The organism is Streptomyces sp. NPDC002790 (assembly GCF_040295505.1).
In the GTDB taxonomy this organism is placed as follows: domain Bacteria; phylum Actinomycetota; class Actinomycetes; order Streptomycetales; family Streptomycetaceae; genus Streptomyces.
Genome location: NZ_JBEOVM010000046.1, coordinates 1 through 23,892 on the forward strand (window position 1 = coordinate 1; position 23,892 = coordinate 23,892).

Below are 23,892 nucleotides of genomic sequence, written 5' to 3' on the forward strand. Positions count from 1 at the left end.
CCCTACGCGGATCCGCGTAGGGCGCCTTCCCGTTACGGGCTTGCGGCTTGCGGGCTACTGCGAGGAACCCGGCGTACGGATGCCCAGCGCGCGCGTGGTCTCTTGGTTGACGAGCAGCACCAGCGAGGCGATCGACACGGCGGCGAGCGCGATGCCGCCCCCGATGGCCATGCTGTCGGCCTGCAGCAGCGTGTAGGCGACCGGCAGCGCCATGATCTGCGTGATGATCGCGGGGCCGCGGCTCCAGCGCTTGAGGGCGAGCAGTCCGCGCGCGGCGAACAGCGGCAGCAGCGCGAGGACGATGAGCGTGACACCACCGGTGGCGGCCTGCTCCGGGTTGTCGGGGTGCCCGGCCAGGCCGGCGACCAGCATGTAGGCACCGCCCACGACGAGCGCGAGCCCTTCGAGTCCGGCCAGGGCCGCGGCGGCGGTCAGCCGGCCGGGTCGCGGGCCGTTTTCTTCGGCGGGTTCGGGGGCGGGGTTCTGCTCTGAGGTCACCTTTGCAGAGTAACCGCCTGCCGACGCCGCCCCGAAGCCCGGACCCCGCGGGCGGAATGCGTGCGAACCCTTACCCGATGCCCACCTCGGCCTGGGCCCGATCAAGGGCGCTGGGTACGCTGCCTTGCATGCGTGCACTTCTCGTCATCAATCCGGCGGCAACCACCACCAGCGCGCGCACGCGTGATGTGCTGATCCACGCCTTGGCGAGCGAGATGAAGCTCGAGGCCGTCACCACCGAGTACCGGGGCCACGCGCGCGACCTCGCCCGGCAGGCCGCGGAGAGCAAGGACATCGAGATGGTCGTCGCCCTCGGCGGCGACGGCACGGTCAACGAGGTCGTGAACGGCCTGCTGTACCACGGCCCCGACCTCGACCGGCTGCCCGGCCTCGCCGTCGTCCCCGGCGGCTCCACGAACGTCTTCGCGCGCGCCCTCGGCCTGCCGAACCACCCCGTGGAGGCCACAGGGCAGCTCCTGGACGCCCTGCGCGAGGGCCGGCAGCGCACGGTGGGCCTCGGCCTCGCCTCGGGCACCGCGGGCACGGAGGACGAGGGCGTGCCGTCCCGCTGGTTCACGTTCGCCTCGGGCCTCGGCTTCGACGCGGGCGTGGTGGGCCGGGTGGAGCAGCAGCGGGAGCGCGGCAAGCGTTCGACACATGCCCTGTACGTGCGACAGGTGGTGCGCCAGTTCCTCGGCGAGGCCGACCGCCGGCACGGCACGATCACGCTCGAACGGCCGGGCGAGGATTCGGTCACCGATCTCGTCGTCTCCATAGTCAGCAACACGTCGCCGTGGTCCTTCCTGGGCAACAGGCCGCTGTATCCGACGCCCCAGGCGTCCTTCGACACCGGCCTTGACGTGCTGGGACTCAAGAAACTCTCCACTCCCGCGGTGGCCCGTTACGGCTCCCAGCTGCTCGCCTCGTCGCCCGAGCGCGGTCCGCACGGCAAGAACGCGGTCACGCTCCATGACCTGACCGACTTCACCTTGCATTCCAAGGCTCCGCTGCCCCTTCAGATGGACGGTGACCACCTGGGACTGCGAACCAGCGTGACGTTCACAGGCGTACGCCGTGCACTGCGTGTGATTGTGTGAGTGGAAGAGACTAAAGTCCTTCATCTCGAACGTTTGGGCCAGCATCCACCCCATGGAAGTACGGCTGTGACCTAGCCGACACCGAGGAATCAAAAAAAACTTTCCGGAAGGGGTTGTATCCGCCGCCGAGGTTTGCGAATCTCTACATGGCGCTCGGGACGGCCCGGAACATCGGCCCCACAGAGAGCCCGAAACCCCTCCTCAAAGCAACGGACCATCGTCGCATATGTGACGTTCGGCCCTTCACTTGTCGGGGGATTCGTGAAAGCGTTCACATTCACAAGCAACTTGCACGTAATACCAAGGAGAGGTAGCAGCCATGGACTGGCGTCACAACGCCGTTTGCCGCGAGGAAGACCCCGAGCTCTTCTTCCCCATCGGCAACACCGGTCCTGCGCTGCTGCAGATCGAGGAAGCCAAGGCCGTCTGCCGCCGCTGCCCCGTCATGGAGCAGTGCCTGCAGTGGGCGCTCGAGTCCGGCCAGGACTCCGGCGTCTGGGGTGGCCTCAGCGAGGACGAGCGCCGCGCAATGAAGCGCCGCGCCGCTCGCAACCGGGCCCGTCAGGCCTCCGCCTGATTTTCCACCCCGTTCGAGCCTGAGCCCGGCGGCGCGTACATCGAGTACGCATCTCCCGCCCCCGAGCCGCAGCGCGCAGTACCCCCGATGCTCCCCAGGCTCAGCCCGGGACACAGCCCGGGCAACGAGACGAACAGTGAGCCCCGGACCGTTCAATGGTCCGGGGCTCACTGCTGTTCGCGCACTGCCGTTCGCGCCTCGTACGGCTATTTGCTGCTGCGTACGGGAATGTCGAGGATGACCTGTGTGCCGCGCTCCGGTGCGGGCACCATGTCGAACGTTCCGCCCAACTCGCCCTCCACCAACGTACGTACGATCTGCAGACCCAGGTTCCCCGCGCGCTTCGGGTCGAAGCCCTCGGGCAGACCGACGCCGTCGTCCTGGACGGTGACCAGGAGCCGGGCCTCCTTGCTGGTGCCGCCGCGCACGGCCGAGACCTCGACCGTGCCGGTGTCGCCCTGCCGGAAGCCGTGCTCCAGCGCGTTCTGCAGCACCTCGGTGAGGACCATGGACAGCGGGGTCGCCACTTCGGCGTCCAGGATGCCGAAGTGGCCGGTGCGCCGGCCCGCCACCTGGCCCGGTGAGATCTCCGCCACCATGGCGAGCACCCGGTCGGCGATCTCGTCGAACTCCACGCGCTCGTCCAGGTTCTGGGAGAGCGTCTCGTGCACGATCGCGATGGAGCCGACGCGGCGGACCGCCTCTTCCAAGGCCTCGCGTCCCCGGTCGGAGCCGATGCGGCGGGCCTGGAGGCGGAGCAGGGCGGCGACCGTCTGCAGGTTGTTCTTCACCCGGTGGTGGATCTCCCGGATGGTCGCGTCCTTGGTGATCAACTCGCGTTCACGGCGGCGCAGTTCGGTGACGTCGCGCAGCAGGACCAACGAGCCGATGCGCGCGCCCTTGGGCTTGAGCGGGATCGCGCGCAGCTGGATCGAGCCCTCCTCGCCCTCGATCTCGAACTCGCGCGGCGCCCAGCCGCTGGCCACCTTGGCGAGCGCCTCGTCCACCGGGCCGCGCGACGGGGCGAGTTCGGCCGTCGTCGTACCGAGGTGGTGGCCGACCAGATCGGCCTGGAAGCCCAACCGGTGGTACGCGGACAGGGCGTTGGGCGAGGCGTACTGGACCACTCCGTCCGCGTCGAGCCGGATCAGGCCGTCGCCCGCGCGCGGGGAGGCGTCCATGTCGACCTGCTGGTCCGGGAACGGGAAGGTGCCGGCCGCGATCATCTGCGCGAGGTCGGAGGCCGACTGCAGATAGGTCAGCTCCAGGCGCGAGGGCGTCCGGACGGTCAGCAGGTTGGTGTTGCGCGCGATCACGCCGAGGACCCGGCCCTCCCTGCGTACGGGGATGGACTCCACCCGCACCGGGACCTCCTCGCGCCACTCGGGGTCGCCCTCGCGCACGATGCGGCCCTCGTCGAGCGCGACGTCCAGCATCGGGCGGCGGCCGCGCGGGACGAGGTGGCCGACCATGTCGTCCTGGTAGGACGTCGGTCCCGTGTTGGGCCGCATCTGGGCCACGGAGACGTATCGCGTGCCGTCGTGGGTGGGAACCCACAGGACGAGGTCGGCGAAGGAGAGGTCGGAGAGCAACTGCCACTCCGAGACCAGCAGATGGAGCCACTCGAGATCGGAGTCACCGAGGGCGGTGTGCTGGCGGACGAGATCGTTCATGGAGGGCACGAGCCGAGCTTAACCGGCGGGTGGCGCCGCCCCGAAAAGACCGACGGGCCGCGGCGCCGGGGGTCGGGACCCTCAGCCCTTTCCCTGGCACCGCAGCCCTTCAGGTGCATCGGCTTCCAGGTGTGCGGTCCCGGCTGCCGATCGAGGATCCGACGCGGTCAGGGCAGAGAGCGTCGGTTCCTCTGTCCGTCCTCCTGTGCGGGGAGGGCGGAAGCCTCAGTTACGCATTGTGGACTAGACCATTCTCCCCTGTCTATGTGTCGGCAGAGGTTACTTCTCGTATGTACCTCTGCACGAGCGCCGGAGCGGGATGGTTCATTTCGCCGCCTCGACGTGCCGAGGCCCGGCGCAGCGCCGAGCATGTACGAAAGGAGCCCGGAAGGGCCTGACCGACCGGGGTTCGCTTTGCTAGATTGGTCTAAACCACACGGCGCGTTTTCCCGTCCCCTCTGACCAGAACGGCAGGCCCAGCGTGGAAGTTGTGATCGTCCCGGACGCCAAGGCAGGCGGCGAGCTGATCGCCGAGGCCATGGCGCAGTTGCTGCGGCGCAAGCCCGACGCGCTGCTCGGTGTGGCCACCGGATCGACTCCGCTGCCCATCTATGAGGCGCTGGCGGCCCAGGTGCGCGCCGGTGCGGTCGACGCGTCGAAGGCGCGGATCGCCCAGCTCGACGAGTACGTGGGGCTGCCGACCGGACACCCGGAGTCGTACCGGGCGACGGTGCTGCGGCAGGTCGTCGAGCCGCTCGGTCTCGGCGAGGCGGCGTTCATGGGGCCGGACGGCAGCGCGGCGGACGTGCAGGCCGCGTGCGAGGCGTACGACAGCGCGCTGGTCGAGGCCGGGGGCGTGGATCTGCAACTGCTCGGGATCGGGACGGACGGGCACATCGGGTTCAACGAGCCGTGCTCCTCGATCGCCTCGCGGACCCGGATCAAGACGCTGACCGAGCAGACCATCGCGGACAACGCGCGGTTCTTCGACGGCGATCTGAGCCAGGTCCCGCGGCACGTGATCACGCAGGGCATCGGGACGATCCTGGAGGCGCGGCACGTGGTGCTGCTCGCCACCGGCGAGGGCAAGGCCGACGCCGTGGCGGCGACCGTCGAGGGCCCCGTCGCCTCCGTGGTGCCGGCCTCCGCGCTGCAACTGCACCCGCACGCGACCATCGTGGTCGACGAGGCCGCCGCCTCAAAGCTGAAACTCGCGGACTACTTCCGCCACACCTACACCAACAAGCCGGAGTGGCAGGGACTGTAGGCCCCCATCAAGCCCCTGCGGCGTTTGAGCAGGTCTTTTAAGCCCCGCTCTTGTGACGAGAGCCAGCGGGGTCCGGGGCGGAGCCCCGTGGCCCCGCCCCCGGGTGGGCTCACACCCCCGTGATCGCCTCCGCCGCAGCGACCCCACACACCCGCGCCGCCCCATACGTGGCCACGTGCAACGCCCCACGCGGCGCCGCCTGTGGCACCCCCATCTCCACGACCACCGTGTCAGGACGCGCGCGCAGCAGCTCGTCCAGGGCCCGGCCCATCCACGGATGCCGATGCTCGTCACGGACCACCGCCACCACTCGCCGCTCCTCCGCGGCAGCCAGCACGGCGGAGCCCGCGTCCGGCCCGGTGTACGAACCCGTGGTGGTTCCGGGCAGCAGGCGTTCGAGCTCGGCGGCGACACCCCAGGGCGTCTCGTCGCCGACCGCGATGTTGGCGACGGCCGAGAAGGCGGCCACGTGCACGGGGCCCGTCACCGGGGTCGCGTGCTCCCCGCGCGTCACCGTGACCGCGCGTCGCGCCGCCACCAGGCCGACCTCCGGGTCCCGCGCCACCGCTCCCGCACCGCCGCGGCCCGACGCCGCCGTCCACTTCGACAGCGCCCGCACCCGCGCTGCCGCGTCCGCGAGCCGCTCCTCCGGAAGTTCGCCGGCGCGCACCGCCCCCACGAGGGCGTCGCGCAGCCGCAGCACCGTGTCGTCGTCGGCGAGCCCGCCGCCCACGCAGATGGCGTCGGCGCCGGCCGCGATGGCGAGGACGCTGCCGCGCTCGATGCCGTACGTACCGGAGATCGCCTTCATCTCCATGCCGTCCGTGACGATCAGGCCCTCGTAGCCGAACTCCTCGCGGAGCAGACCCGTGAGGATGCGACGCGACAACGTTGCCGGGTACTCCGGGTCGAGCGCGGGCACCAGGATGTGCGCGCTCATCACGGCCCGCGAGCCCGCCGCGATCGCCGCCCGGAACGGCGCGAGGTCCCGGGCGTGCAGCACGTCCAGGTCGACGTCGATGCGCGGCACGTCGTGGTGCGAGTCGACCGCCGTGTCGCCGTGTCCCGGGAAGTGCTTCGTGCAGGCGGCGACGCCGGCGGACTGCAGGCCCTCGACGTACGCGGCGGTGTGCCGGGCCACCAGCGTGGTGTCGGCGCCGAAGGAACGCACGCCGATCACCGGGTTGTCCGGGTTGGCGTTGACGTCCGCGGACGGCGCCCAGTTGAGGTTGACCCCGCACTCGGCGAGGCGGCGGCCCAGCTCGGCGGCGACCGAGCGGGTCAGCGCCGCGTCGTCGACCGCGCCGAGCGCGTGGTTGCCGGGGAAGGAGGAGCCGGTGCGGACCTCGAGGCGGGTGACGTCGCCGCCCTCCTCGTCGATGGCGACCAGGACGTCGCCGCGCTCGGCGCGCAACTGGGCGGTGAGGGCGGCCAGTTGCTCGGGGCCCTCGATGTTGCGGCCGAAGAGACCCACCGAGGCGAGCCCCTCGTCGAGGCGTCGCAACAGCCAGTCGGGGGCCGTCGTCCCGGTGAAGCCGGGTTGCAGCACCGTGAGGGCGTCCCGTGTGAGGGTGTCGGTTCCACGTGTCAGTGTCGTCATCGTGCGGCGTTATCCCTTCACGGCGCCGGAAGTGAGACCTGTGGCCATCTTCTTCTGAATGAACATGAAGAAGACCACCACCGGCAGAGCGATCATCGTGGACGCGGCCATCAACGCGCCGTAGTCGGTGCCTCGTTCGGTCGTGAACGTCATCAGCCACACGTTGAGTGTGTACTTCGAGTCCTCGTTCATCAGGATGTACGCGAACAGGTACTCGTTCCACGCGTTGACCAGGGCGAAGATCGAGGAGGCCGCGAGGCCGGGGGCGAGCAGCGGGAAGACGACGCGGCGGAACGCGCCCATCCGCGTACAGCCGTCGACCATCGCCGACTCCTCCAGTTCCACGGGGATGTTGACCACGAAGCCGCGGATCATCACCGTGGCGAAGGGCAGCGTGGAGACGAGGTAGACGACGATGACGCCCCAGTACTCGTTCAGTCCGCCCATCGCGTTGAGCTGGGTGTAGATGGGGATGAGCATCGCGGTCGGCGGCAGCATCTGGACGAGGATCAGCACCATCAGGAGTGCGCGCCGGCCGGTGAAGCGGAAGCGCCCGACGGCGAGCGCCGCGAGGGTCGCGATGATCATGCCGCCGACGACGGCGGTGATCGAGATGATGAGGCTGGACTGGATCGCGGTGCCGAAGTTCGGCTGCTTCACCGCGCGGGCGAAGTTGTCGAAGGTGATCGACGACGGCCACAGCGTCTGGTCGTAGGAGCGGATCTCGTGGTTGGGCCGCAGCGCCGAGATGATCAGCCAGTAGACCGGGAAGGCCATCACGACGGCGATGACGAGCCCGAGGACGTTGTAGCCGAGCCTGGTCTTCTTGCGGTCGGGGCGCAGGTCGGGGCGCAGCCCCTGCTTCACCGGGGTGACCGGAGCTGTGGAGGCGCTCATTCGACCTCTCCTGTCTTCATGAGCTGACGCAGGTAGTACACGGCCACCCCGGAGAGCAGCACCACGGTGACCAGGGCGATCGCGGTGCCCTGGCTGAAGGACGTCGACGTGAACGCCTTGGAGAAGGAGTACAGGCCGAGCGTCTCGTAGTCCGGTTCCGGCTTGTTGCCGCGCAGCAGCCAGATCTGCCCGAAGACGTTGAAGTCCCAGATCACCGAGAGCGTGGTGACCATGATGAAGACGGGCTTGACGACCGGCCAGGTGACGAAGCGGAAGACGCCGAACGCGCTGGCGCCGTCGAGCTGGGCGGCCTCCTCCAGCTCCGCGGGCACCTGGGTGAGGGCCGCGTACAGGGTGATGACGACGAAGGGGACGGCTCCCCAGATGACGAGCGCGGCGATGACCGCGAAGCCCTGCATCGGGTCGAGGAACCAGTTGTGCCCGAGGAAGTCGTCGCCCGCCACCTTGGCGATGAGCGTGTTGATCAGGCCGTAGTCGGAGTCGGCCAGCCACCGGAAGATCGACGCGGCGACGAGCAGCGGCATCGACCAGGCGGCGATCAGCGCCGTGGTGAGCGTGAGCCGCACCCACGTCGTCAGGCGCATCATCAGCAGCGAGATCAGCAGGCCGACCGCCATGGTGAGCGAGACGCAGACCACCATGAAGACCACCGTGCGGACGGTGACCTGCCAGAACTCCGCGTCGCCGAGGATGTTGGTGAACTGGTCGAAGCCGACCCACGGCGGGCTCTCCCCCGTCCACAGCTCGCGGCGCCCCATGTCCTGGAAGGACATGATCACGGTCTTGACCAGGGGGTACGCATAGACGGCGGCCAGCGCGACGATCGCCGGCAGGATCAGGAGATAAGGGAGCGTCGCCCCCTTCTTCCGCTTCGGGCGGCCGGCGCCCGGGGGCTGCTGCGCGGGTGGTCCCCCTTCCGGGGTGTCCGCTGCGCTGAGCGGCGGCCCGGCGGCCTTGGTGTCGGCGGCAGTCACGTGGCTGACCTTTCTCGTTCTCGGCGAACGTTGGTGAGGCGGGGCCGCTCGATGCCGGCCCCGCCCTCCCCGGAGCCCGTCAGGCTCAGGACTCCTTGTTGATCAGCTCGTCGATCTTGGCGTCGGCCGTCTTGGCGGCCGTGGCCACGGACTTGCCCTTGAGGATGTCGAGAAGCATGTTCTTCAGGACCTCCTCCTTCTCGATCGCGGTCCAGCCCGGTGCGATCGGCGTGAACCAGGCGCTCTCCACCGCGTTCGCCGCGGCCTCCGTCTCCGCCTTCTCCTTCAGCGGCTGCAGCTGCTTGGTGTTGCTGGGCAGCACGTTCTTGGAGGTGAGGACCTCCTGGGACTTCTCGCTCGTGAACATGGAGATCCAGTCCTCGGCGAGGTCCGCGTTCTTCGACTTCTGCGTCACCGCGAGGTCGGAGCCGCCGACGAAGGACGGCAGGGTCTTGCCGTTCGGGCCCGGCATGGAGGCGACGGCGATCTTGTCCTTCAGCTTCGGGTTGCCGTTGGCCTTGCCGTCGATGACGGAGCCGGCCTCCCAGCCGTTGCCGTACAGGACGCCGGCCTTCTCGTTGGCCATCACATTGGCGTGGTCCTGCTCGTCCTTGGTGATGTCGCCCTTGTTGTACTTCTTCACCAGGTCGATGAAGTGCTGGATGCCTTCCTGCGACTTGGCGTCGGAGAGGGTGCCCTTCCACTTCTTGGTGCCGTCGTCGTACGACGCGATCTGACCGCCGTACGCCTTGACGTAGGACATGGCGGCGTACCAGTAGCGGCCCGGCAGGTACAGGGACGAGAAGCGCTTGTCCTTGGCGCCCTGCTTCGCCGTCTCCTTGTCCATCGCCTTGAGGAACGCGGTCTCGTCGGTGGGCAGCTCGGCGGAGCCGGTGGCCGACTTCAGCATGTCCTTGTTGTAGATGGCGACGCGCGCGCTGGAGTAGTACGGGACGCAGTACATCTTGCCCTCGAAGGAACAGGTGTCCGCGAGGCCCTTGATCCAGGAGTCGCTGTTGTCGTACTTCTTCGGGTCGATCTCGGCGAGCGCCCCGTTGAGGATGTACTGCATGGTCTCGGTGTTGCCGAGCTCGACGACGTCCGGGAACTTGTCGCCACCCAGGGCGGTGTCGAGCTTCTTGGCCTTGTCCGCCCACTGCTGGTACGAGACGTTGACCTTGACCTTCGGGTACTTCTTCTTGAACTGCGCATTGACGTCCTTGACCAGACCGGGCCAGGTGCTCTGCGCGTCGACCATCAGCCAGACCGTGACGTCGCCCGTGCGGTCCTTCGGGTCCTTGCCCGCGTTGCTGTCGCTCCCGCCCCCACAGGCCGCGACCGCGGACATCATGGCCGCGACACCAACAGCCGCTATGAGCTTGCGCTTCATGTCACCCTCCTCAGGGATGCCTGCAACCCCCCACCCACAGCGATGACATACGGCGCGAACACGCCTTCGTACGCGGATACGGCTGATGGGACTGGGACCTGATCTTTAATGGTGTAGACCAGTACGGGGAGCTTGGCCCAGACCAATAGGGCTGTCAAGAGTGGCCGAGAGAGGTCTCCGCGTCCGTTATCGGAACGACACCCGGGCCGCATCCGCCAAGCAGGGCAAGGGCGTTGGCCACCTGCGAATACCCTCGGCGGGTGGACTAGACCAGACGGCCACCGGGCGGTATAAGGAGGGGTCACGGAGTCGCATCGGCACCGGAGCCGGGAAGGCGGAGCATGAGCACCGACGTCAGCAGTGCGGAGAACGAGAGCGGGGCGCCCGTCCGCACCGCACGCGTGCCCAAGTACTACCGCCTCAAGAAACATCTGCTCGACATGACGGAGACGCTGCCGCCCGGCACCCCGGTCCCGCCCGAGCGCACGCTCGCCTCCGAGTTCGACACCTCCCGCACGACCGTCCGGCAGGCCCTTCAGGAGCTCGTCGTCGAGGGCCGGCTCGAGCGGATCCAGGGCAAGGGCACCTTCGTCGCCAAGCCCAAGGTCTCCCAGGCGCTCCAACTCACCTCGTACACCGAGGACATGCGGGCGCAGGGCCTGGAGCCGACCTCGCAGCTGCTCGACATCGGCTACGTCACCGCCGACGACTCGCTCGCGCACCTGCTCGACATCTCCGCCGGCGGCCGCGTCCTGCGCATCGAGCGGCTGCGCCTCGCGAGCGGCGAGCCGATGGCGATCGAGACCACGCACCTGTCGGCCAAGCGCTTCCCCGCGCTGCGCCGCAGCCTCGCCAAGTACACCTCGCTCTACACCGCGCTCGCCGAGGTCTACGACGTGCGCCTCGCCGAGGCCGAGGAGACCATCGAGACCTCCCTCGCGACGCCGCGCGAGGCGGGCCTGCTCGGCACGGACGTGGGCCTGCCGATGCTGATGCTCTCCCGCCACTCGATCGACGGCTCGGGACAGCCGGTGGAGTGGGTCCGCTCGGTCTACCGTGGCGACCGCTACAAGTTCGTGGCGCGACTCAAGCGGCCCACCGACTGACACCGCCGACCCGCCCTCAACTCCCTTGCCCCATAACGGAGTAGACGCTTTCCCGCACGCGGTGTAGCGCAGCTCACATTCTCTGGCTTACGGTCCTCCCGTCGTCGCATGGACGGGGAGGACACACCGGTGCGTACCGCTTCTCCTAGAACCATCATTCTGTGGACCGTCGTCGCCCTGGCGGGCGCGGCCGGCTGGTCCGTACTCGCGCTCTCCCGCGGCGAGGAGGTCTCCGCCGCGTGGATGGTCGCCGCCGCCCTCGGGTCGTACGCCATCGCCTACCGCTTCTACGCGAAGTTCATCGCGAACAAGGTGCTGAAGGTCGACGCGAAGCGGGCCACGCCCGCCGAGCGCCTTGGCAACGGCATGGACTTCCACCCCACCGACCGCCGCGTGCTGCTTGGCCATCACTTCGCCGCCATCGCCGGGGCTGGCCCGCTGGTCGGACCCGTGCTCGCGGCGCAGATGGGGTATCTGCCGGGCACCATCTGGATCATCGTCGGCGTGATCTTCGCGGGCGCCGTGCAGGACATGGTCGTGCTGTTCTTCTCGACGCGGCGCGACGGGCGTTCGCTCGGGCAGATGGCGCGCGAGGAGATCGGCCCGTTCGGCGGGGCCGCCGCCCTGGTCGCCGCCTTCGCCATCATGATCATCCTGCTCGGGGTGCTCGCCCTGGTCGTGGTGAACGCGCTCGCCGAGTCGCCCTGGGGCACCTTCTCCATCGCGATGACCATCCCGATCGCGCTGCTCATGGGCTTCTACCTGCGCGTGCTGCGCCCCGGACGGGTCTCCGAGGTGTCGCTCATCGGCGTCGCGCTGCTGTTGATCGCGCTCATCGCCGGTCGCTGGGTCGCCGAGTCCTCGTGGGCGGACACCTTCACGCTGGCGCCGTCGACGCTCGTGATCTGGATGGTGATCTACGGGTTCGTCGCCTCGGTCCTGCCGGTGTGGATGCTGCTCGCGCCGCGCGACTACCTCTCCACGTTCATGAAGCTCGGCACCATCGCGCTGCTCGCCATCGGCGTCGTGGTCGCGCTGCCGACGCTGAAGATGGACCCGGTCACCGACTTCGCCTCGCGCGGCGACGGACCGGTCTTCGCGGGCTCGCTGTTCCCCTTCGTCTTCATCACCATCGCCTGCGGCGCGCTCTCCGGCTTCCACGCGCTGATCTCCTCCGGCACGACGCCGAAGATGATCCAGAAGGAGACGCAGGTCCGGATGATCGGCTACGGCTCCATGCTGATGGAGTCGGCCGTGGCCGTGATGGCGCTCGTCGCCGCTTCGATCATCGACCCGGGCCTGTACTTCGCGATGAACGCGCCCGCCGGAGTCATCGGCGACAGCGTGCAGTCCGCGTCGCAGGCCGTGGCGGGCTTCGGATACTCGATCTCACCGGCGGAACTCGCGCAGGCCGCGAAGAACGTCGAGGAGGCGAGCCTGCTGTCCCGTACGGGCGGCGCGCCGACCCTCGCCGTCGGAGTCTCGGAGATCTTCTCGCAGGTGACCGGGGGCGGACTGCGCGCCTTCTGGTACCACTTCGCGATCATGTTCGAGGCGCTGTTCATCCTGACCGCGCTCGACGCGGGCACGCGCGTGGGCCGCTTCATGCTCCAGGACATGCTCGGCAACGTCTACAAGCCGTTCAGGAACATCAGTTGGAAGCCGGGGCTCCTGCTCACCAGCGCCGTCGTCGTCGGCCTGTGGGGATACTTCCTGTGGATCGGCGTGCACGAGCCGCTCGGCGGGATCAACCAGCTCTTCCCGATCTTCGGCATCTCCAACCAGCTGCTCGCCGCCGTCGCCCTCGCCGTCTGCACGACGCTGCTCGTGAAGTCGGGGCGGCTCAAGTGGGCCTGGATCACCGGGATCCCGCTGATCTGGGACACCGTCGTGACGCTGACCGCCAGTTGGCAGAAGGTGTTCTCGTCCGATCCGCGCGTCGGCTTCTTCCAGCAGCGCTCCAACTACCAGGACGCCATCGACGCCGGAAAGGTACTGCCGCCCGCGAAGTCCATGGACGACATGCACACCGTGGTCACCAACTCCACGGTCGACGGCGTCCTCACCGCCGCGCTCGCCCTCCTCATCGTCGTGGTGGTTCTCGACGCGCTACGGGTATGTGTGAAGCACGTACGGAACCCGCAGTCGTCCAAGCTGAGCGAGGCGCCGTACGTCGAGTCCACGCTGGTGGCACCGGCCGGACTCGTCCCCACGCAGGAGGAGAAGGCGGAGGCGCGCGATGCCGGCGTCGGCAGTTCTACGGGTGGCTAGGTATGTGCGGTGGTTCGTCCGGGAGTTGACGGACGAGAGCGCGTACGAGCGGTACGTGGCGCACGTCGGGGAAACCCACCCCGGTGCGCCCGTGCCGTCCCGGCGCGACTTCGAACGCATGCGGACGGACCGGCAGGAAGCGGATCCACGACAGGGGTTCCGCTGTTGCTGAACGGGCCCGCGTACCCATCCGTTATCCGGACAGGGGTTCCGTAGATCAAGACTCTCGCTTAGATTTCCCGCACGTTAAGCATGAGATAAGTGGGATCTCTGATCAGCGAGGGGAACGGAACCGCGAATGTCCGATGCGCCGCCTGAAGTGAAACAACCGGTGGTCACGCCGGTCCGCGTGATCATTGCACTGTGTCTGGTCGCACCGTTCGTCGCGATGCTCTGGGTCAGCTCCTACGCCAAGGTCGAACCGACCCTCATCGGCGTCCCGTTCTTCTACTGGTACCAGATGCTCTGGGTGCTCATCTCGACCGCGCTCACCATGCTCGCGTACAAGCTGTGGCAGCGCGATCAGCGCGCCCGTGAGACCTCTCAGGCTTCCCAGGAAGGGGCGGGCGCGTGAACGGCGGCGTCAACGGTGTCGCGCTCACCGTCTTCATCATCTTCTTCGTGGCCGTCACGGTCATGGGCTTCCTCGCCGCGCGCTGGCGGAAGGCCGAGAACGAGGCGTCCCTGGACGAATGGGGCCTGGGCGGCCGCTCGTTCGGCACCTGGGTCACCTGGTTCCTGCTCGGCGGCGACCTCTACACCGCGTACACCTTCGTCGCCGTGCCCGCGGCGATCTACGCGGCCGGCGCCTCCGGCTTCTTCGCGGTGCCGTACACGATCCTGGTGTACCCGCTGATCTTCACGTTCCTGCCGCGCCTGTGGTCGGTCTCGCACAAGCACGGGTACGTGACGACGTCCGACTTCGTGCGCGGACGCTTCGGCTCCAAGGGCCTCTCGCTCGCGGTCGCGGTCACCGGCATCCTCGCCACGATGCCGTACATCGCACTCCAACTGGTCGGCATCCAGGCCGTTCTCGACGTCATGGGCGTCGGTGGGGGTGAGGGCACCAACTGGTTCGTCAAGGACCTGCCGCTGCTGATCGCCTTCGGCGTGCTGGCCGCGTACACGTACTCCTCGGGCCTGCGGGCGCCCGCGCTGATCGCGTTCGTCAAGGACGGCCTGATCTACCTCGTGATCGCGGTCGCCATCATCTACATCCCGATCAAGCTGGGCGGCTTCGAGCACATCTTCGCCGCGGCGAACGACAAGTTCGACGCCGCGAACGACGCGGCGGGCAAACCGGTCGCCGGGCTCGCGCCGGGCTCCTCGGGCACCTGGACGTACGCGACGCTCGCCATCGGGTCCGCCCTGGCGCTGTTCATGTACCCGCACTCGATCACGGCGACGCTCTCGTCCAAGAGCCGCAACGTGATCCGTCGCAACACCACGATCCTGCCGCTGTACTCGCTGATGCTGGGCCTGCTCGCGCTGCTCGGGTTCATGGCGATCGCGGCCGGAATCAAGGTGCAGAACGGGCAGTTGGCGATTCCGCAGCTGTTCGAGGACATGTTCCCCGACTGGTTCACGGGCGTCGCGTTCGCGGCCATCGGCATCGGCGCGCTGGTCCCCGCGGCCATCATGTCCATCGCCGCCGCGAACCTGTTCACGCGCAACATCTACAAGGACTTCATCAAGCCGGACGCGACGCCCGCGCAGGAGACCAAGGTCTCCAAGCTGGTCTCGCTGCTCGTGAAGGTCGGCGCGCTCGTCTTCGTCCTGACCATGGACAAGACGGTCGCCATCAACTTCCAGCTGCTCGGCGGCATCTGGATCCTGCAGACCTTCCCGGCCCTGGTCGGCGGCCTGTTCACGCGCTGGTTCCACCGCTGGGCGCTGCTCGCCGGCTGGGCCGTCGGCATGGTCTACGGCACGCTCGCCGCGTGGGGTGTCGCGTCGCCGACGCAGAAGCACTTCGGCGGCTCGTCGGCGGAGATCCCCGGCATCGGCGAGATCGGCTACATCGGCTTCACGGCGTTCGTCCTCAACATCGTCGTCACCGTCGTCCTGACCTTCGTCCTCAAGGCGGTCAACGCCCCGGACGGCGTCGACGAGACGACCGCCGAGGACTACACGGCCGACGCCGGCGACAAGGGCGTCAAGCGCGACCTGCCGACGGTCGGCGCGGGCGCTGGTCACTAAGCACGCCCTTCCGTACGTGTGTCGGGCCCCTCCGCTTCGGAGGGGCCCGACACATTTTCCGGAAAGCGTTGCGGCCACGGCCCGGGGTCGCGTAACCATGGCGTCGTGATCAGAACAGTGCGCCCCGATGAATACGCCGTACTGGGCGAGTTGAGCGCCCGCGCCTACCTGGGCAGCGGCCTCCTCGCGTTCGGCGAGGACGACTGGTACGCCGCAGAACTGCGCGACGTCGAGAAACGCGCCGGTCAGGCCGAAGTGCTCGTCGCCGAGGACCCCGACGGCCGCGTCCTCGGCGGCGTCACCTACGTCCCCACGCACGACCACCCGTACGCGGACCTCGCGCGCCCCTCGGAGGCCGAGTTCCGGATGCTGGCCGTCGACGTGGAGGCGCGCGGGAAGGGCGTCGGCGAGGCGCTCGTGCGGGCCGTGATCGACCGGGCCCGGTCAGCCGGGAAGTCGGCGGTGGTGCTGTGCACGCAGCCGCTCGCCACCGCCTCCCACCGCCTCTACGAGCGCCTCGGCTTCACCCGGATCCCGGACCGCGACTGGTCGCCGATCCCGGAAGTGACGCTGCGGGCGTACGAGTTGAAGCTGGCGGCAGACTGACGGTTCGGTCGGCCGACACAACATATGGGGCTGAAGCGAAAGCCCGACACAACATGTATGCTCACTCTCGCTGTCACCACAGGGGAATCCGGTGCGAATCCGGAACTGTCCCGCAACGGTGTGCGTAGGCGTACAAAAACGCCCGCGTGAGTCCGATGACCTGTCGACGGCACGCCCGAGCCGACCGGCCCGGGCGTCGAAGACGTCCGGGCCTCGCGGAAAGGGCCGGTGGACGAGGGCCCGCCCTGCGCGTGCGCGGCCCGCGCTGCCACCTCCTCCCCGCAGGCCCGCGGGGCCTTTCGGCACACTCGCGTCTGCCCCGCGGCGTCTGGCACGCACGCTCGCGGCGTTGCCGGACAGACCTAGTAGCTCCGCTACGAGGCCCGTCCGGCGCCTTGCGATCGCACGCACCAGACACCGCGGGGCCGCCCTTCGGGCGACGACGCGAGTGTGCCGAAAGGCCCCGCCCGAGCGAGGGAGAGCCTCCACGTGACCATCGCGCCCGCCGAACCGGTCTCAGCCACCCCCCAGGACGGCCCGGGTGCCGCACTCCTGCGCACCCTGACCGAGCTGACCGCCGACCTCCCCGACGCCGACCCCGGCCGGATCGCCGCCGCCGCGCTGCGCGGCCGTTCGGCGCGGGCCGATGAAGCGGAGCTGCGCGATCTCGCCACCGAGGCCGCCGCCGGACTGATCTCCGAGGACCCCGCCTACTCCCGGCTCGCCGCCCGCCTGCTCACCCGCTCCATCGCCGCGGAGGCCGCCTCACAGGGCGTCACGAGCTTCACCGAGTCGGTCGCCGTCGGCCACCGCGAGGGCCTGATCGCGGACCGCACGGCCGCATTCGTACAGGGGCACGCCGCGCGCCTCGACGCGCTCATCGACGTCGCGGGCGACGACCGCTTCGGCTACTTCGGCCTGCGCACCCTGCACAGCCGCTACCTGCTGCGCCACCCGATCACGCGCTCCGTCATCGAGACGCCGCAGCACTTCATGCTGCGCGTGGCCGCGGGCCTCGCCGAGGACGACTCCACCCGCGCGCTCGACGAAGTGGCCGCCCTCTACGGCCTCATGAGCCGCCTCGACTACCTGCCCTCCTCCCCCACCCTCTTCAACTCCGGCACCCGCCACCCCCAGATGTCGAGCTGCTACCTCCTCGACTCCCCGCTCGACGAGCTCGACTCGATCTACGACCGGTACCACCAGGTCGCCCGCCTCTCGAAGCACGCAGGCGGCATCGGCCTCTCGTACTCCCGCATCCGCAGCCGCGGTTCACTGATCCGCGGCACGAACGGGCACTCCAACGGCATCGTCCCGTTCCTGAAGACGCTCGACGCCTCCGTCGCCGCCGTGAACCAGGGCGGCCGCCGCAAGGGCGCCGCCGCGGTCTACCTGGAGACCTGGCACTCCGACGTCGAGGAGTTCCTGGAACTGCGCGACAACACCGGCGAGGACGCGCGCCGCACCCACAACCTCAACCTCGCGCACTGGATCCCGGACGAGTTCATGCGCCGCGTGAACGCGGACCAGCCGTGGTCGCTGTTCTCGCCGGCCGACGTGCCCGAGCTCGTCGACCTGTGGGGCGAGGAGTTCGACGCCGCGTACCGAGACGCCGAAACCCGCGGGCTGGCCCAGAAGACCATCCCCGCCCGGGACCTGTACGGCCGCATGATGCGCACCCTCGCGCAGACCGGCAACGGCTGGCTGACCTTCAAGGACGCCGCCAACCGCACCGCCAACCAGACGGCCGAGCCAGGCCACACGGTCCACTCCTCCAACCTCTGCACGGAGATCCTCGAGGTGACGGACGACGGGGAGACGGCCGTCTGCAACCTGGGCTCGGTCAACCTCGGCTCCTTCGTCGACACGAAGACCGGCGACATCGACTGGCAGCGCCTCGACGACACCGTCCACACGGCCGTCACCTTCCTCGACCGCGTCGTCGACATCAACTTCTACCCGACCGACCAGGCGGGCCGCTCCAACTCCCGCTGGCGACCGGTGGGCCTGGGCGCGATGGGCCTCCAGGACGTCTTCTTCAAGCTCCGCCTGCCCTTCGACTCGGCCGAGGCCAAGGCCCTCTCCACCCGCATCGCGGAACGCATCATGCTCGCGGCGTACGAGGCGTCGGCCGACCTGGCCGAGCGCAACGGCCCCCTTCCCGCCTGGGAGAAGACCCGCACCGCACGCGGCGTGCTGCACCCCGACCACTACGGCGTCGAGCCCACCTGGCCGGAGCGCTGGGCGGCACTGCGCGAGCGCATCGCCTCCGTCGGCATGCGCAACTCCCTCCTCCTCGCCATCGCGCCGACGGCCACCATCGCCTCCATCGCCGGCGTCTACGAGTGCATCGAGCCGCAGGTCTCCAACCTCTTCAAGCGGGAGACGCTGTCGGGCGAGTTCCTCCAGATCAACTCGTACCTCATCGAGGAACTGAAGGCGCTCGGTGTCTGGGACGCCAGGACCCGCGAGGCGCTGCGCGAGGCCAACGGCTCGGTGCAGGGCTTCACCTGGGTCCCGGAGGAACTCCGCGCCCTCTACCGCACGGCCTGGGAGATCCCGCAGCGCGGCCTCATCGACATGGCCGCGGCACGCACCCCGTACCTCGACCAGGCCCAGTCCCTCAACCTCTTCCTGGAGACGCCGACCATCGGCAAGCTCTCCTCGATGTACGCGTACGCCTGGAAGTCGGGCCTGAAGACCACGTACTACCTGCGCTCGCGCCCCGCGACGCGCATCGCGCGGGCGGCGGGCAACAGCACCGTCCCCGCGCAGACCGCGACGCCGGAGCCGGACGCGGTCGCCTGCTCCCTGGAAAACCCCGAGTCCTGCGAGGCCTGCCAGTGATGTCCACCTCTCCCGAAAAGAACCTGCTCGACCCGGGCTTCGAACTGACCCTGCGCCCCATGCGCTACCCGGACTTCTACGAGCGCTACCGCGACGCCATCAAGAACACGTGGACGGTGGAGGAGGTCGACCTCCACTCGGACGTCGCCGACCTCGCGAAGCTGTCGCCCGGTGAGCAGCACATGATCGGCCGCCTGGTCGCGTTCTTCGCGACGGGTGACTCGATCGTGTCGAACAACCTCGTCCTCACGCTCTACAAGCACATCAACTCCCCCGAGGCACGCCTGTACTTGTCCCGCCAGCTGTTCGAGGAGGCCGTGCACGTCCAGTTCTACTTGACGCTGCTCGACACCTACCTCCCCGACCCGGAGGACCGGACGGCGGCGTTCGCGGCGGTGGAGAACATCCCCTCGATCCGCGAGAAGGCGGAATTCTGCTTCCGCTGGATGGACTCGGTCGAGAAGATGGACCGCCTGGAGTCCAAGGCGGACCGCCGCCGCTTCCTCCTCAACCTCATCTGCTTCGCGGCGTGCATCGAGGGCCTGTTCTTCTACGGGGCGTTCGCGTACGTCTACTGGTTCCGCTCGCGCGGGCTGCTGCACGGGCTGGCGACCGGGACGAATTGGGTCTTTCGAGACGAAACGATGCACATGTCCTTCGCGTTCGACGTGGTCGACACGGTCCGAAAGGAGGAGCCCGGGCTCTTCGACGACGAGTTGGAGCAGCAGGTCACCGACATGTTGCGCGAGGCGGTCGACGCCGAGCTGCAGTTCGGCCGCGACCTCTGCGGCGAGGGGCTGCCCGGTATGAACACCGAGTCGATGCGCCAGTACCTGGAGTGCGTCGCCGACCAGCGCCTCCAGCGCCTCGGCTTCGCGCCGGTCTACGGCTCGGAGAACCCCTTCTCCTTCATGGAACTCCAGGGCGTCCAGGAGTTGACCAACTTCTTCGAGCGCCGCCCCTCGGCGTACCAGGTGGCAGTCGAGGGCTCGGTCGGGTTCGACGAGGAGTTCTAGGCCGCTTCGGTGAACTCGGCGTGGCGGGGCGGCTGTTCGGCGTTCCGCCGCGCCTCGCGGAGCTGGCGGTCGATGCGGCGGTCGTGGGCCATGCCGTACAGGGAAGGGGACGCCAGGAGGAGGAAGACGAAGAGGACGGCGAGGTAGTTCATCGCTGTGTTCATGTCCTCCACTCTCCGCCGGGCCGCGCTCGCGCGGCAGTGGCAGGACCGCCAGCAACCCTCGAATAACTGCCACGTATGCGGCACACTGACAGGCATGCTGAAAAACGTGGCCGCCGTGCTGCTGGACGGCGTGCATCCCTTTGAACTCGGCGTCGTCTGCGAGGTGTTCGGCCTCGACCGGAGCGACGCCGGGCTGCCCGTGTACGACTTCGCGGTCGCCTCCGCCGAGGGCCCCTCGCTCACCACGCACGTACCCGGCATGACGATCTCCACCCCGCACGGCCTCGAACGGCTCGCGGAGGCCGACCTCATCACGATCCCCTCGGCGGGGCGGCGGTTCGGCGAGTACCCGCCGGAGCTGCTCGACGCGCTGCGAGAGGCGGTCGACCGGGGCGCGCGCGTGCTCAGCCTCTGCGCGGGCGTGTTCGTGCTCGGTGAGGCCGGCCTCCTCGACGGACGCCGCTGCGCGGTGCACTGGCGCTACGAGCGCGAGCTCGCCGTCCGCTTCCCGCGCACCCGCGTCGACCCGGATGTGCTGTACGTCGACGAGGGCCCGGTCATCACCTCCGCCGGGACGGCCGCGGGCATCGACGCCTGCCTGCACATCGTGCGGACCGAGCACGGCGCCGAGGTCGCGAACACGATCGCCCGCCGCATGGTCGTACCGCCGCACCGGGACGGCGGGCAGGCCCAGTTCGTGGAGCGCCCGCTGCCGACGACGCGCTGCGACACGGTGGGCGAGGTGCTGTCCTGGATGGAGCGGCACCTGGACGAGCCGGTCACCGTGGAGGAGCTCGCGGCGCGGGCCCACATGTCGCCGCGCACCTTCGCCCGGCGCTTCCAGCAGGAGACGGGCACGACGCCGTACCGCTGGCTGCTGCGCCAACGGGTGCTGTTCGCCCAGGAGTTGCTGGAGCGTACGGACGAGACGGTGGACGCGATCGCCGCGCGCGCCGGGTTCGGCAACGCGGCGGCGATGCGCCATCAGTTCATGAAGGCGCTGGGCACGACGCCCAACGCCTTCCGGAGGACGTTCCGGGTGAGGCTCGCCTCCTAGGCCCTGGTGACGGACGGTCAGCCGCGGGCCTTCACCCGCAGATTCCCGTTCTTGGGGCCGATGGTGATCCCCAGTTTCGCCGTCGCGTTCGTCCCGGGGACCTCTTCGAACCGCCACCGGGACACCAATGTGCCCAGTATCAGGGCGAGTTCGACCATGCTGAAGTGATCGCCGGGGCACTTGCGGTTGCCGGTGCCGAACGGCTGGTGCGCCACGTTCGCCACGTCCGTGACGCGCTCCGGCAGCCAGCGGTCGGGGTCAAAGACGTTCACGTCGTCGAACGAGCGCGGGTCGTGCTGCATCGCGTACGGGCTGTAGACGATGTCCGTCCCGGCCGGAATGCGATACCCACCGAGCACCGTATCGACCGCCGAAACGCGCGTGAATATCCACACGCTGGGGCGAATGCGCATCGACTCGTTGAGAAGGTTCCGCATATATGCGAGTTTCCCGATGTCACCAAAAGCCACCTGCCTGTCGCCACCGGTAGCCGATTCAACCTCTTCGTACAACCGGCTTTCGTGGTCCGGGTGTTCGGCGAGGAGTCCGAGCGTCCATGCCAGCGTCTTGGAGACATTCTCGCCACCGGCCAACAGGAGGGCGAGAACCTGATCGTGGATCTCTTGGTCGGTGACCGCTTCGCCGTCATCGTCGTGTGCGTCGAGCAATGCCGCGAGAAGGTCCCCTGTGTCGATTCCTTCGGCCGCCTGGGCCCTTCGCTCGACGATGATCTCGTCGACCATGCGGTGCAATTCGGCCATGGCCCGCTCGAAGCGCCGATTGGCCGGCAGGGGCAGCCGGTACAGCGGCCCGAAGGAGAGGATCATCCGCCGGTACATACCGGCGAAGACCGTGCCCATGGTCTCGCCGAGGCGGTCCGAGCGGTCGTCCTCCGCGTCGATGTGCAGCATGGCGCGGGCCGTGATCCGGGCCGCGAGGCGGAACATCTCGGCGTTGATGTCGACGGTCTGCCCGTCCTGCCAGCGGTCGGCCGCGGCCTGCGCCTCCTCCGCCATCAGCGACGCGTAGTCGGCCATCCGCTCGGCCCGGAACGCAGGCTGGATGGCGCGGCGCTGGCGCCGGTGCTTCTGCCCGTTGCTGCTCGCCACGCCCTCGCCGAGGAGCACCTCGAGCGCGTCCCACATGGCGCCGCCTATGAGGAAGTCCGGGCTCTTGAGCAGCTTCTCGACCAGCACGGGGTCGCAGACCGCGAAGACCGTCTTGGGGCCGAGCCGCAGCCGGACCACGTCGCCGCCGTCCCGCAGCCGGGTGAGGAACGCCAGTGGGTCGCGGAGCATCTGGGGGGCGTGGCCGAGCAGCGGCGCGCCGCCGGGTGCGAGCGGCGGCAGCGACGCTCCCGCCTGGCCGGGCGCCGGGGGCGGCAGCGTGGATTCCACGGTCATGCGCACTCACCTGCCTGTTCGTGGACCCCCTCGGGGATCCGGTGGGGGGCCTGCCTCGGGACGCGAGCCGCGCCGGGCGCGGTGTCGGCGCCGACCGGCTCGTCACTGACGTACGGCGGGTTGCTGCGGTCCTCCCAGTCGTCGACCTGATAGCGGCCCGATTCGTGGTGGAACCAGTAGACGGAACTGAACCAGTTCCGCATGTTCTCCAGACATGACCTCATGGCCACGGAGAGGTCTTTTCCTTTTTCTCCGAGCGTCTCGACGCCGTCCGCGATGTTCCCGACCTCGATTTCCGCCGCAAGGAAATCGTCGACGCATCCGAGGACTCGGCTACGCACTTCCGCGGCGGCTTGGACGACGGAAAGTCCCTCGTGCTCGATGAGGCTTATCCCGAGGTTGTGTAATTCTTTTCCTGCGAGTTCCTTGGGGAGCGAACAAAGGTCGTTGTACCAGGCAGAGAAGTCCTGGACGGCAAGCGCCGCACGCATGAACGCGGGTGTTTTGCGCACCCACGCGGGGAGTTCGTACTGCGCCGTCGCCTCGAGCAGGTCTATCCAAATCCAGTGCGCGAAGGTCTGCCTGCGCAACTCTATGTACGCGTCGACGTCGGGCACGGTCCCCGTCGTCCGGTTCCTGAACTCCTGGTCGTACGCGTCGATCACCGGGTGGAAATGCCGGGCGAACCGGAGGTTCCAGGTGTGGCTCAGTGAGCCGTAGAACCGCTGGAGGCAGTCGGCGAACCCCGCGACCAGCGGATCCCTGTGGCCCAGGTGGAGTTCGGGCGCCTCGGTCGCCGCGTGCAACTGGGCGACGAGCCGCCGCCAGTTGTCCGCGCGACCGTGGATCACGTCGCGGTCGTGCCGGTCGTCCCAGGCGAAGAACCACGCGCTGTAGTCGCTGATCGTCGCGAGCAGTTCGTCGGGGGCGCCGAGGTAGTAGCCCGCGACGAGGTCCGAATAACACAGGTCGTCGGCGTACTTGGCCACCTTGTCGGGTGGCATGAGCCCCATTTCGAGGAGCCAGGACCTGGTCCTCCCTTGGAGCTTTGGCCAATACGGGTGCAGTCGGCGAGGAAACCCATCCTCGACCACCGGAAGTGCCACAGCCGTCGGAACCGACGTATGTGAGAAAGCAGGCACGTAGTAACCCCTCTCTGTGGCCTGCAGCGCGCGCCTCCCGCTGTGCCGGTCGCGCGCCGTCGTGTAACCCCGCGCTTTCTATTCAGC

At 68.7% G+C, this 23,892-nt stretch carries 21 protein-coding genes and 1 riboswitch; of the genes, 12 read left to right on the forward strand and 9 right to left on the reverse strand.

Features of this window, described 5'->3' with window-relative positions:
- Positions 1-54 precede the first annotated feature (54 nt).
- Positions 55-498: a hypothetical protein gene (locus ABT004_RS20880; protein ID WP_351338932.1), complete on the reverse strand. Its 444-nt coding sequence runs from the start codon at positions 496-498 to the stop codon at positions 55-57.
- A 128-nt stretch (positions 499-626) separates the two neighbouring features.
- Between ABT004_RS20880 and ABT004_RS20885 the strand changes: the two genes are divergently transcribed.
- Both ABT004_RS20885 and ABT004_RS20890 read left to right on the forward strand, forming a co-directional pair.
- Positions 627-1,595, forward strand: coding sequence for a diacylglycerol/lipid kinase family protein (locus ABT004_RS20885; RefSeq protein ID WP_351338935.1), 969 nt, complete (start codon positions 627-629; stop codon positions 1,593-1,595).
- A 319-nt stretch (positions 1,596-1,914) separates the two neighbouring features.
- Positions 1,915-2,172: a WhiB family transcriptional regulator gene (locus tag ABT004_RS20890; protein WP_016639615.1), complete on the forward strand. Its 258-nt coding sequence runs from the start codon at positions 1,915-1,917 to the stop codon at positions 2,170-2,172.
- Positions 2,173-2,378: 206 nt separating this feature from the next.
- Here ABT004_RS20890 and ABT004_RS20895 read toward each other — a convergent pair whose 3' ends face one another.
- Positions 2,379-3,845 (reverse strand): sensor histidine kinase, encoded by a 1,467-nt coding sequence (locus ABT004_RS20895; RefSeq protein WP_351339033.1) that lies wholly within the window; start codon positions 3,843-3,845, stop codon positions 2,379-2,381.
- A gap of 481 nt (positions 3,846-4,326) precedes the next feature.
- Between ABT004_RS20895 and nagB the strand changes: the two genes are divergently transcribed.
- Entirely contained in the window at positions 4,327-5,112 is a 786-nt protein-coding gene (gene nagB / locus ABT004_RS20900; protein WP_351338938.1) for a glucosamine-6-phosphate deaminase, read from the forward strand.
- Positions 5,113-5,221: 109 nt separating this feature from the next.
- On the opposite strand, the gene ABT004_RS20905 is transcribed toward nagB, so the two are convergent.
- From ABT004_RS20905 to ABT004_RS20920, 4 genes are all read right to left on the reverse strand, one after another.
- Positions 5,222-6,712: a glycoside hydrolase family 3 protein gene (locus ABT004_RS20905; protein ID WP_351338941.1), complete on the reverse strand. Its 1,491-nt coding sequence runs from the start codon at positions 6,710-6,712 to the stop codon at positions 5,222-5,224.
- 9 nt (positions 6,713-6,721) lie between these two features.
- On the reverse strand, positions 6,722-7,609 hold the full coding sequence (locus ABT004_RS20910; RefSeq protein ID WP_351338944.1) for a carbohydrate ABC transporter permease: 888 nt from the start codon (positions 7,607-7,609) through the stop codon (positions 6,722-6,724).
- Complete coding sequence (locus ABT004_RS20915) at positions 7,606-8,604, reverse strand: carbohydrate ABC transporter permease (protein ID WP_351338947.1); 999 nt, start codon at positions 8,602-8,604, stop codon at positions 7,606-7,608. Before ABT004_RS20915 ends, ABT004_RS20910 begins: the two co-directional genes overlap by 4 nt.
- Before the next feature lie 85 nt (positions 8,605-8,689).
- Positions 8,690-9,994, reverse strand: coding sequence for an extracellular solute-binding protein (locus tag ABT004_RS20920; RefSeq protein WP_351338950.1), 1,305 nt, complete (start codon positions 9,992-9,994; stop codon positions 8,690-8,692).
- A 341-nt stretch (positions 9,995-10,335) separates the two neighbouring features.
- Here ABT004_RS20920 and ABT004_RS20925 point away from each other — a divergent pair, with 341 nt between their 5' ends.
- The 8 genes from ABT004_RS20925 (at position 10,336) to ABT004_RS20960 (ending at position 20,039) form a co-directional block, all read left to right on the forward strand.
- A complete protein-coding gene (locus ABT004_RS20925) occupies positions 10,336-11,100 on the forward strand; it encodes a GntR family transcriptional regulator (protein ID WP_351338953.1) in 765 nt (254 codons plus the stop codon).
- A gap of 129 nt (positions 11,101-11,229) precedes the next feature.
- Positions 11,230-13,371 carry a carbon starvation CstA family protein gene (locus tag ABT004_RS20930; RefSeq protein ID WP_351339035.1) on the forward strand — a complete coding sequence of 714 codons (2,142 nt, stop codon included), beginning with the start codon at positions 11,230-11,232 and terminating at the stop codon, positions 13,369-13,371.
- Positions 13,340-13,543 (forward strand): YbdD/YjiX family protein, encoded by a 204-nt coding sequence (locus ABT004_RS20935; RefSeq protein WP_351338955.1) that lies wholly within the window; start codon positions 13,340-13,342, stop codon positions 13,541-13,543. Before ABT004_RS20930 ends, ABT004_RS20935 begins: the two co-directional genes overlap by 32 nt.
- A 126-nt stretch (positions 13,544-13,669) precedes the next feature.
- Positions 13,670-13,945 carry a DUF3311 domain-containing protein gene (locus ABT004_RS20940; protein ID WP_351338958.1) on the forward strand — a complete coding sequence of 92 codons (276 nt, stop codon included), beginning with the start codon at positions 13,670-13,672 and terminating at the stop codon, positions 13,943-13,945.
- Entirely contained in the window at positions 13,942-15,570 is a 1,629-nt protein-coding gene (mctP, locus tag ABT004_RS20945) for a monocarboxylate uptake permease MctP (protein ID WP_351338961.1), read from the forward strand. The genes ABT004_RS20940 and mctP overlap by 4 nt, the downstream gene beginning before the upstream one ends.
- A gap of 105 nt (positions 15,571-15,675) precedes the next feature.
- Positions 15,676-16,176: a GNAT family N-acetyltransferase gene (locus ABT004_RS20950; RefSeq protein WP_351338964.1), complete on the forward strand. Its 501-nt coding sequence runs from the start codon at positions 15,676-15,678 to the stop codon at positions 16,174-16,176.
- A gap of 51 nt (positions 16,177-16,227) precedes the next feature.
- Positions 16,228-16,358, forward strand: a riboswitch (cobalamin riboswitch).
- Between the two features lie 307 nt (positions 16,359-16,665).
- Positions 16,666-19,023, forward strand: coding sequence for a ribonucleoside-diphosphate reductase subunit alpha (locus ABT004_RS20955; protein ID WP_351338966.1), 2,358 nt, complete (start codon positions 16,666-16,668; stop codon positions 19,021-19,023).
- Entirely contained in the window at positions 19,023-20,039 is a 1,017-nt protein-coding gene (locus tag ABT004_RS20960; RefSeq protein ID WP_351338968.1) for a ribonucleotide-diphosphate reductase subunit beta, read from the forward strand. The genes ABT004_RS20955 and ABT004_RS20960 overlap by 1 nt, the downstream gene beginning before the upstream one ends.
- Here ABT004_RS20960 and ABT004_RS20965 read toward each other — a convergent pair.
- Entirely contained in the window at positions 20,036-20,203 is a 168-nt protein-coding gene (locus ABT004_RS20965) for a hypothetical protein (RefSeq protein ID WP_351338971.1), read from the reverse strand. The genes ABT004_RS20960 and ABT004_RS20965 overlap by 4 nt on opposite strands.
- Positions 20,204-20,297: 94 nt before the next feature.
- Here ABT004_RS20965 and ABT004_RS20970 point away from each other — a divergent pair, with 94 nt between their 5' ends.
- A complete protein-coding gene (locus ABT004_RS20970) occupies positions 20,298-21,260 on the forward strand; it encodes a GlxA family transcriptional regulator (protein WP_351338974.1) in 963 nt (320 codons plus the stop codon).
- Between the two features lie 17 nt (positions 21,261-21,277).
- On the opposite strand, the gene ABT004_RS20975 is transcribed toward ABT004_RS20970, so the two are convergent.
- Complete coding sequence (locus ABT004_RS20975) at positions 21,278-22,663, reverse strand: cytochrome P450 (protein WP_351338977.1); 1,386 nt, start codon at positions 22,661-22,663, stop codon at positions 21,278-21,280.
- Complete coding sequence (locus ABT004_RS20980) at positions 22,660-23,805, reverse strand: terpene synthase family protein (RefSeq protein ID WP_351338980.1); 1,146 nt, start codon at positions 23,803-23,805, stop codon at positions 22,660-22,662. Before ABT004_RS20980 ends, ABT004_RS20975 begins: the two co-directional genes overlap by 4 nt.
- Between the last annotated feature and the right edge of the window lie 87 nt (positions 23,806-23,892).

Excerpts from the sequence above, each read along its gene's own strand:
- ABT004_RS20910 (WP_351338944.1), bottom strand. The coding sequence starts at position 7,609 with ATGAGCGCCTCCACAGCTCCGGTCACCCCGGTGAAGCAGGGGCTGCGC.
- ABT004_RS20905 (WP_351338941.1), bottom strand. The coding sequence starts at position 6,712 with ATGACGACACTGACACGTGGAACCGACACCCTCACACGGGACGCCCTC.
- ABT004_RS20965 (WP_351338971.1), bottom strand. The coding sequence starts at position 20,203 with ATGAACACAGCGATGAACTACCTCGCCGTCCTCTTCGTCTTCCTCCTC.
- ABT004_RS20970 (WP_351338974.1), top strand. The coding sequence starts at position 20,298 with ATGCTGAAAAACGTGGCCGCCGTGCTGCTGGACGGCGTGCATCCCTTT.
- ABT004_RS20885 (WP_351338935.1), top strand. The coding sequence starts at position 627 with ATGCGTGCACTTCTCGTCATCAATCCGGCGGCAACCACCACCAGCGCG.
- ABT004_RS20975 (WP_351338977.1), bottom strand. The coding sequence starts at position 22,663 with ATGACCGTGGAATCCACGCTGCCGCCCCCGGCGCCCGGCCAGGCGGGA.
- ABT004_RS20935 (WP_351338955.1), top strand. The coding sequence starts at position 13,340 with ATGCCGGCGTCGGCAGTTCTACGGGTGGCTAGGTATGTGCGGTGGTTC.
- ABT004_RS20890 (WP_016639615.1), top strand. The coding sequence starts at position 1,915 with ATGGACTGGCGTCACAACGCCGTTTGCCGCGAGGAAGACCCCGAGCTC.
- ABT004_RS20960 (WP_351338968.1), top strand. The coding sequence starts at position 19,023 with ATGTCCACCTCTCCCGAAAAGAACCTGCTCGACCCGGGCTTCGAACTG.
- ABT004_RS20895 (WP_351339033.1), bottom strand. The coding sequence starts at position 3,845 with ATGAACGATCTCGTCCGCCAGCACACCGCCCTCGGTGACTCCGATCTC.
- ABT004_RS20940 (WP_351338958.1), top strand. The coding sequence starts at position 13,670 with ATGTCCGATGCGCCGCCTGAAGTGAAACAACCGGTGGTCACGCCGGTC.
- ABT004_RS20920 (WP_351338950.1), bottom strand. The coding sequence starts at position 9,994 with ATGAAGCGCAAGCTCATAGCGGCTGTTGGTGTCGCGGCCATGATGTCC.
- ABT004_RS20925 (WP_351338953.1), top strand. The coding sequence starts at position 10,336 with ATGAGCACCGACGTCAGCAGTGCGGAGAACGAGAGCGGGGCGCCCGTC.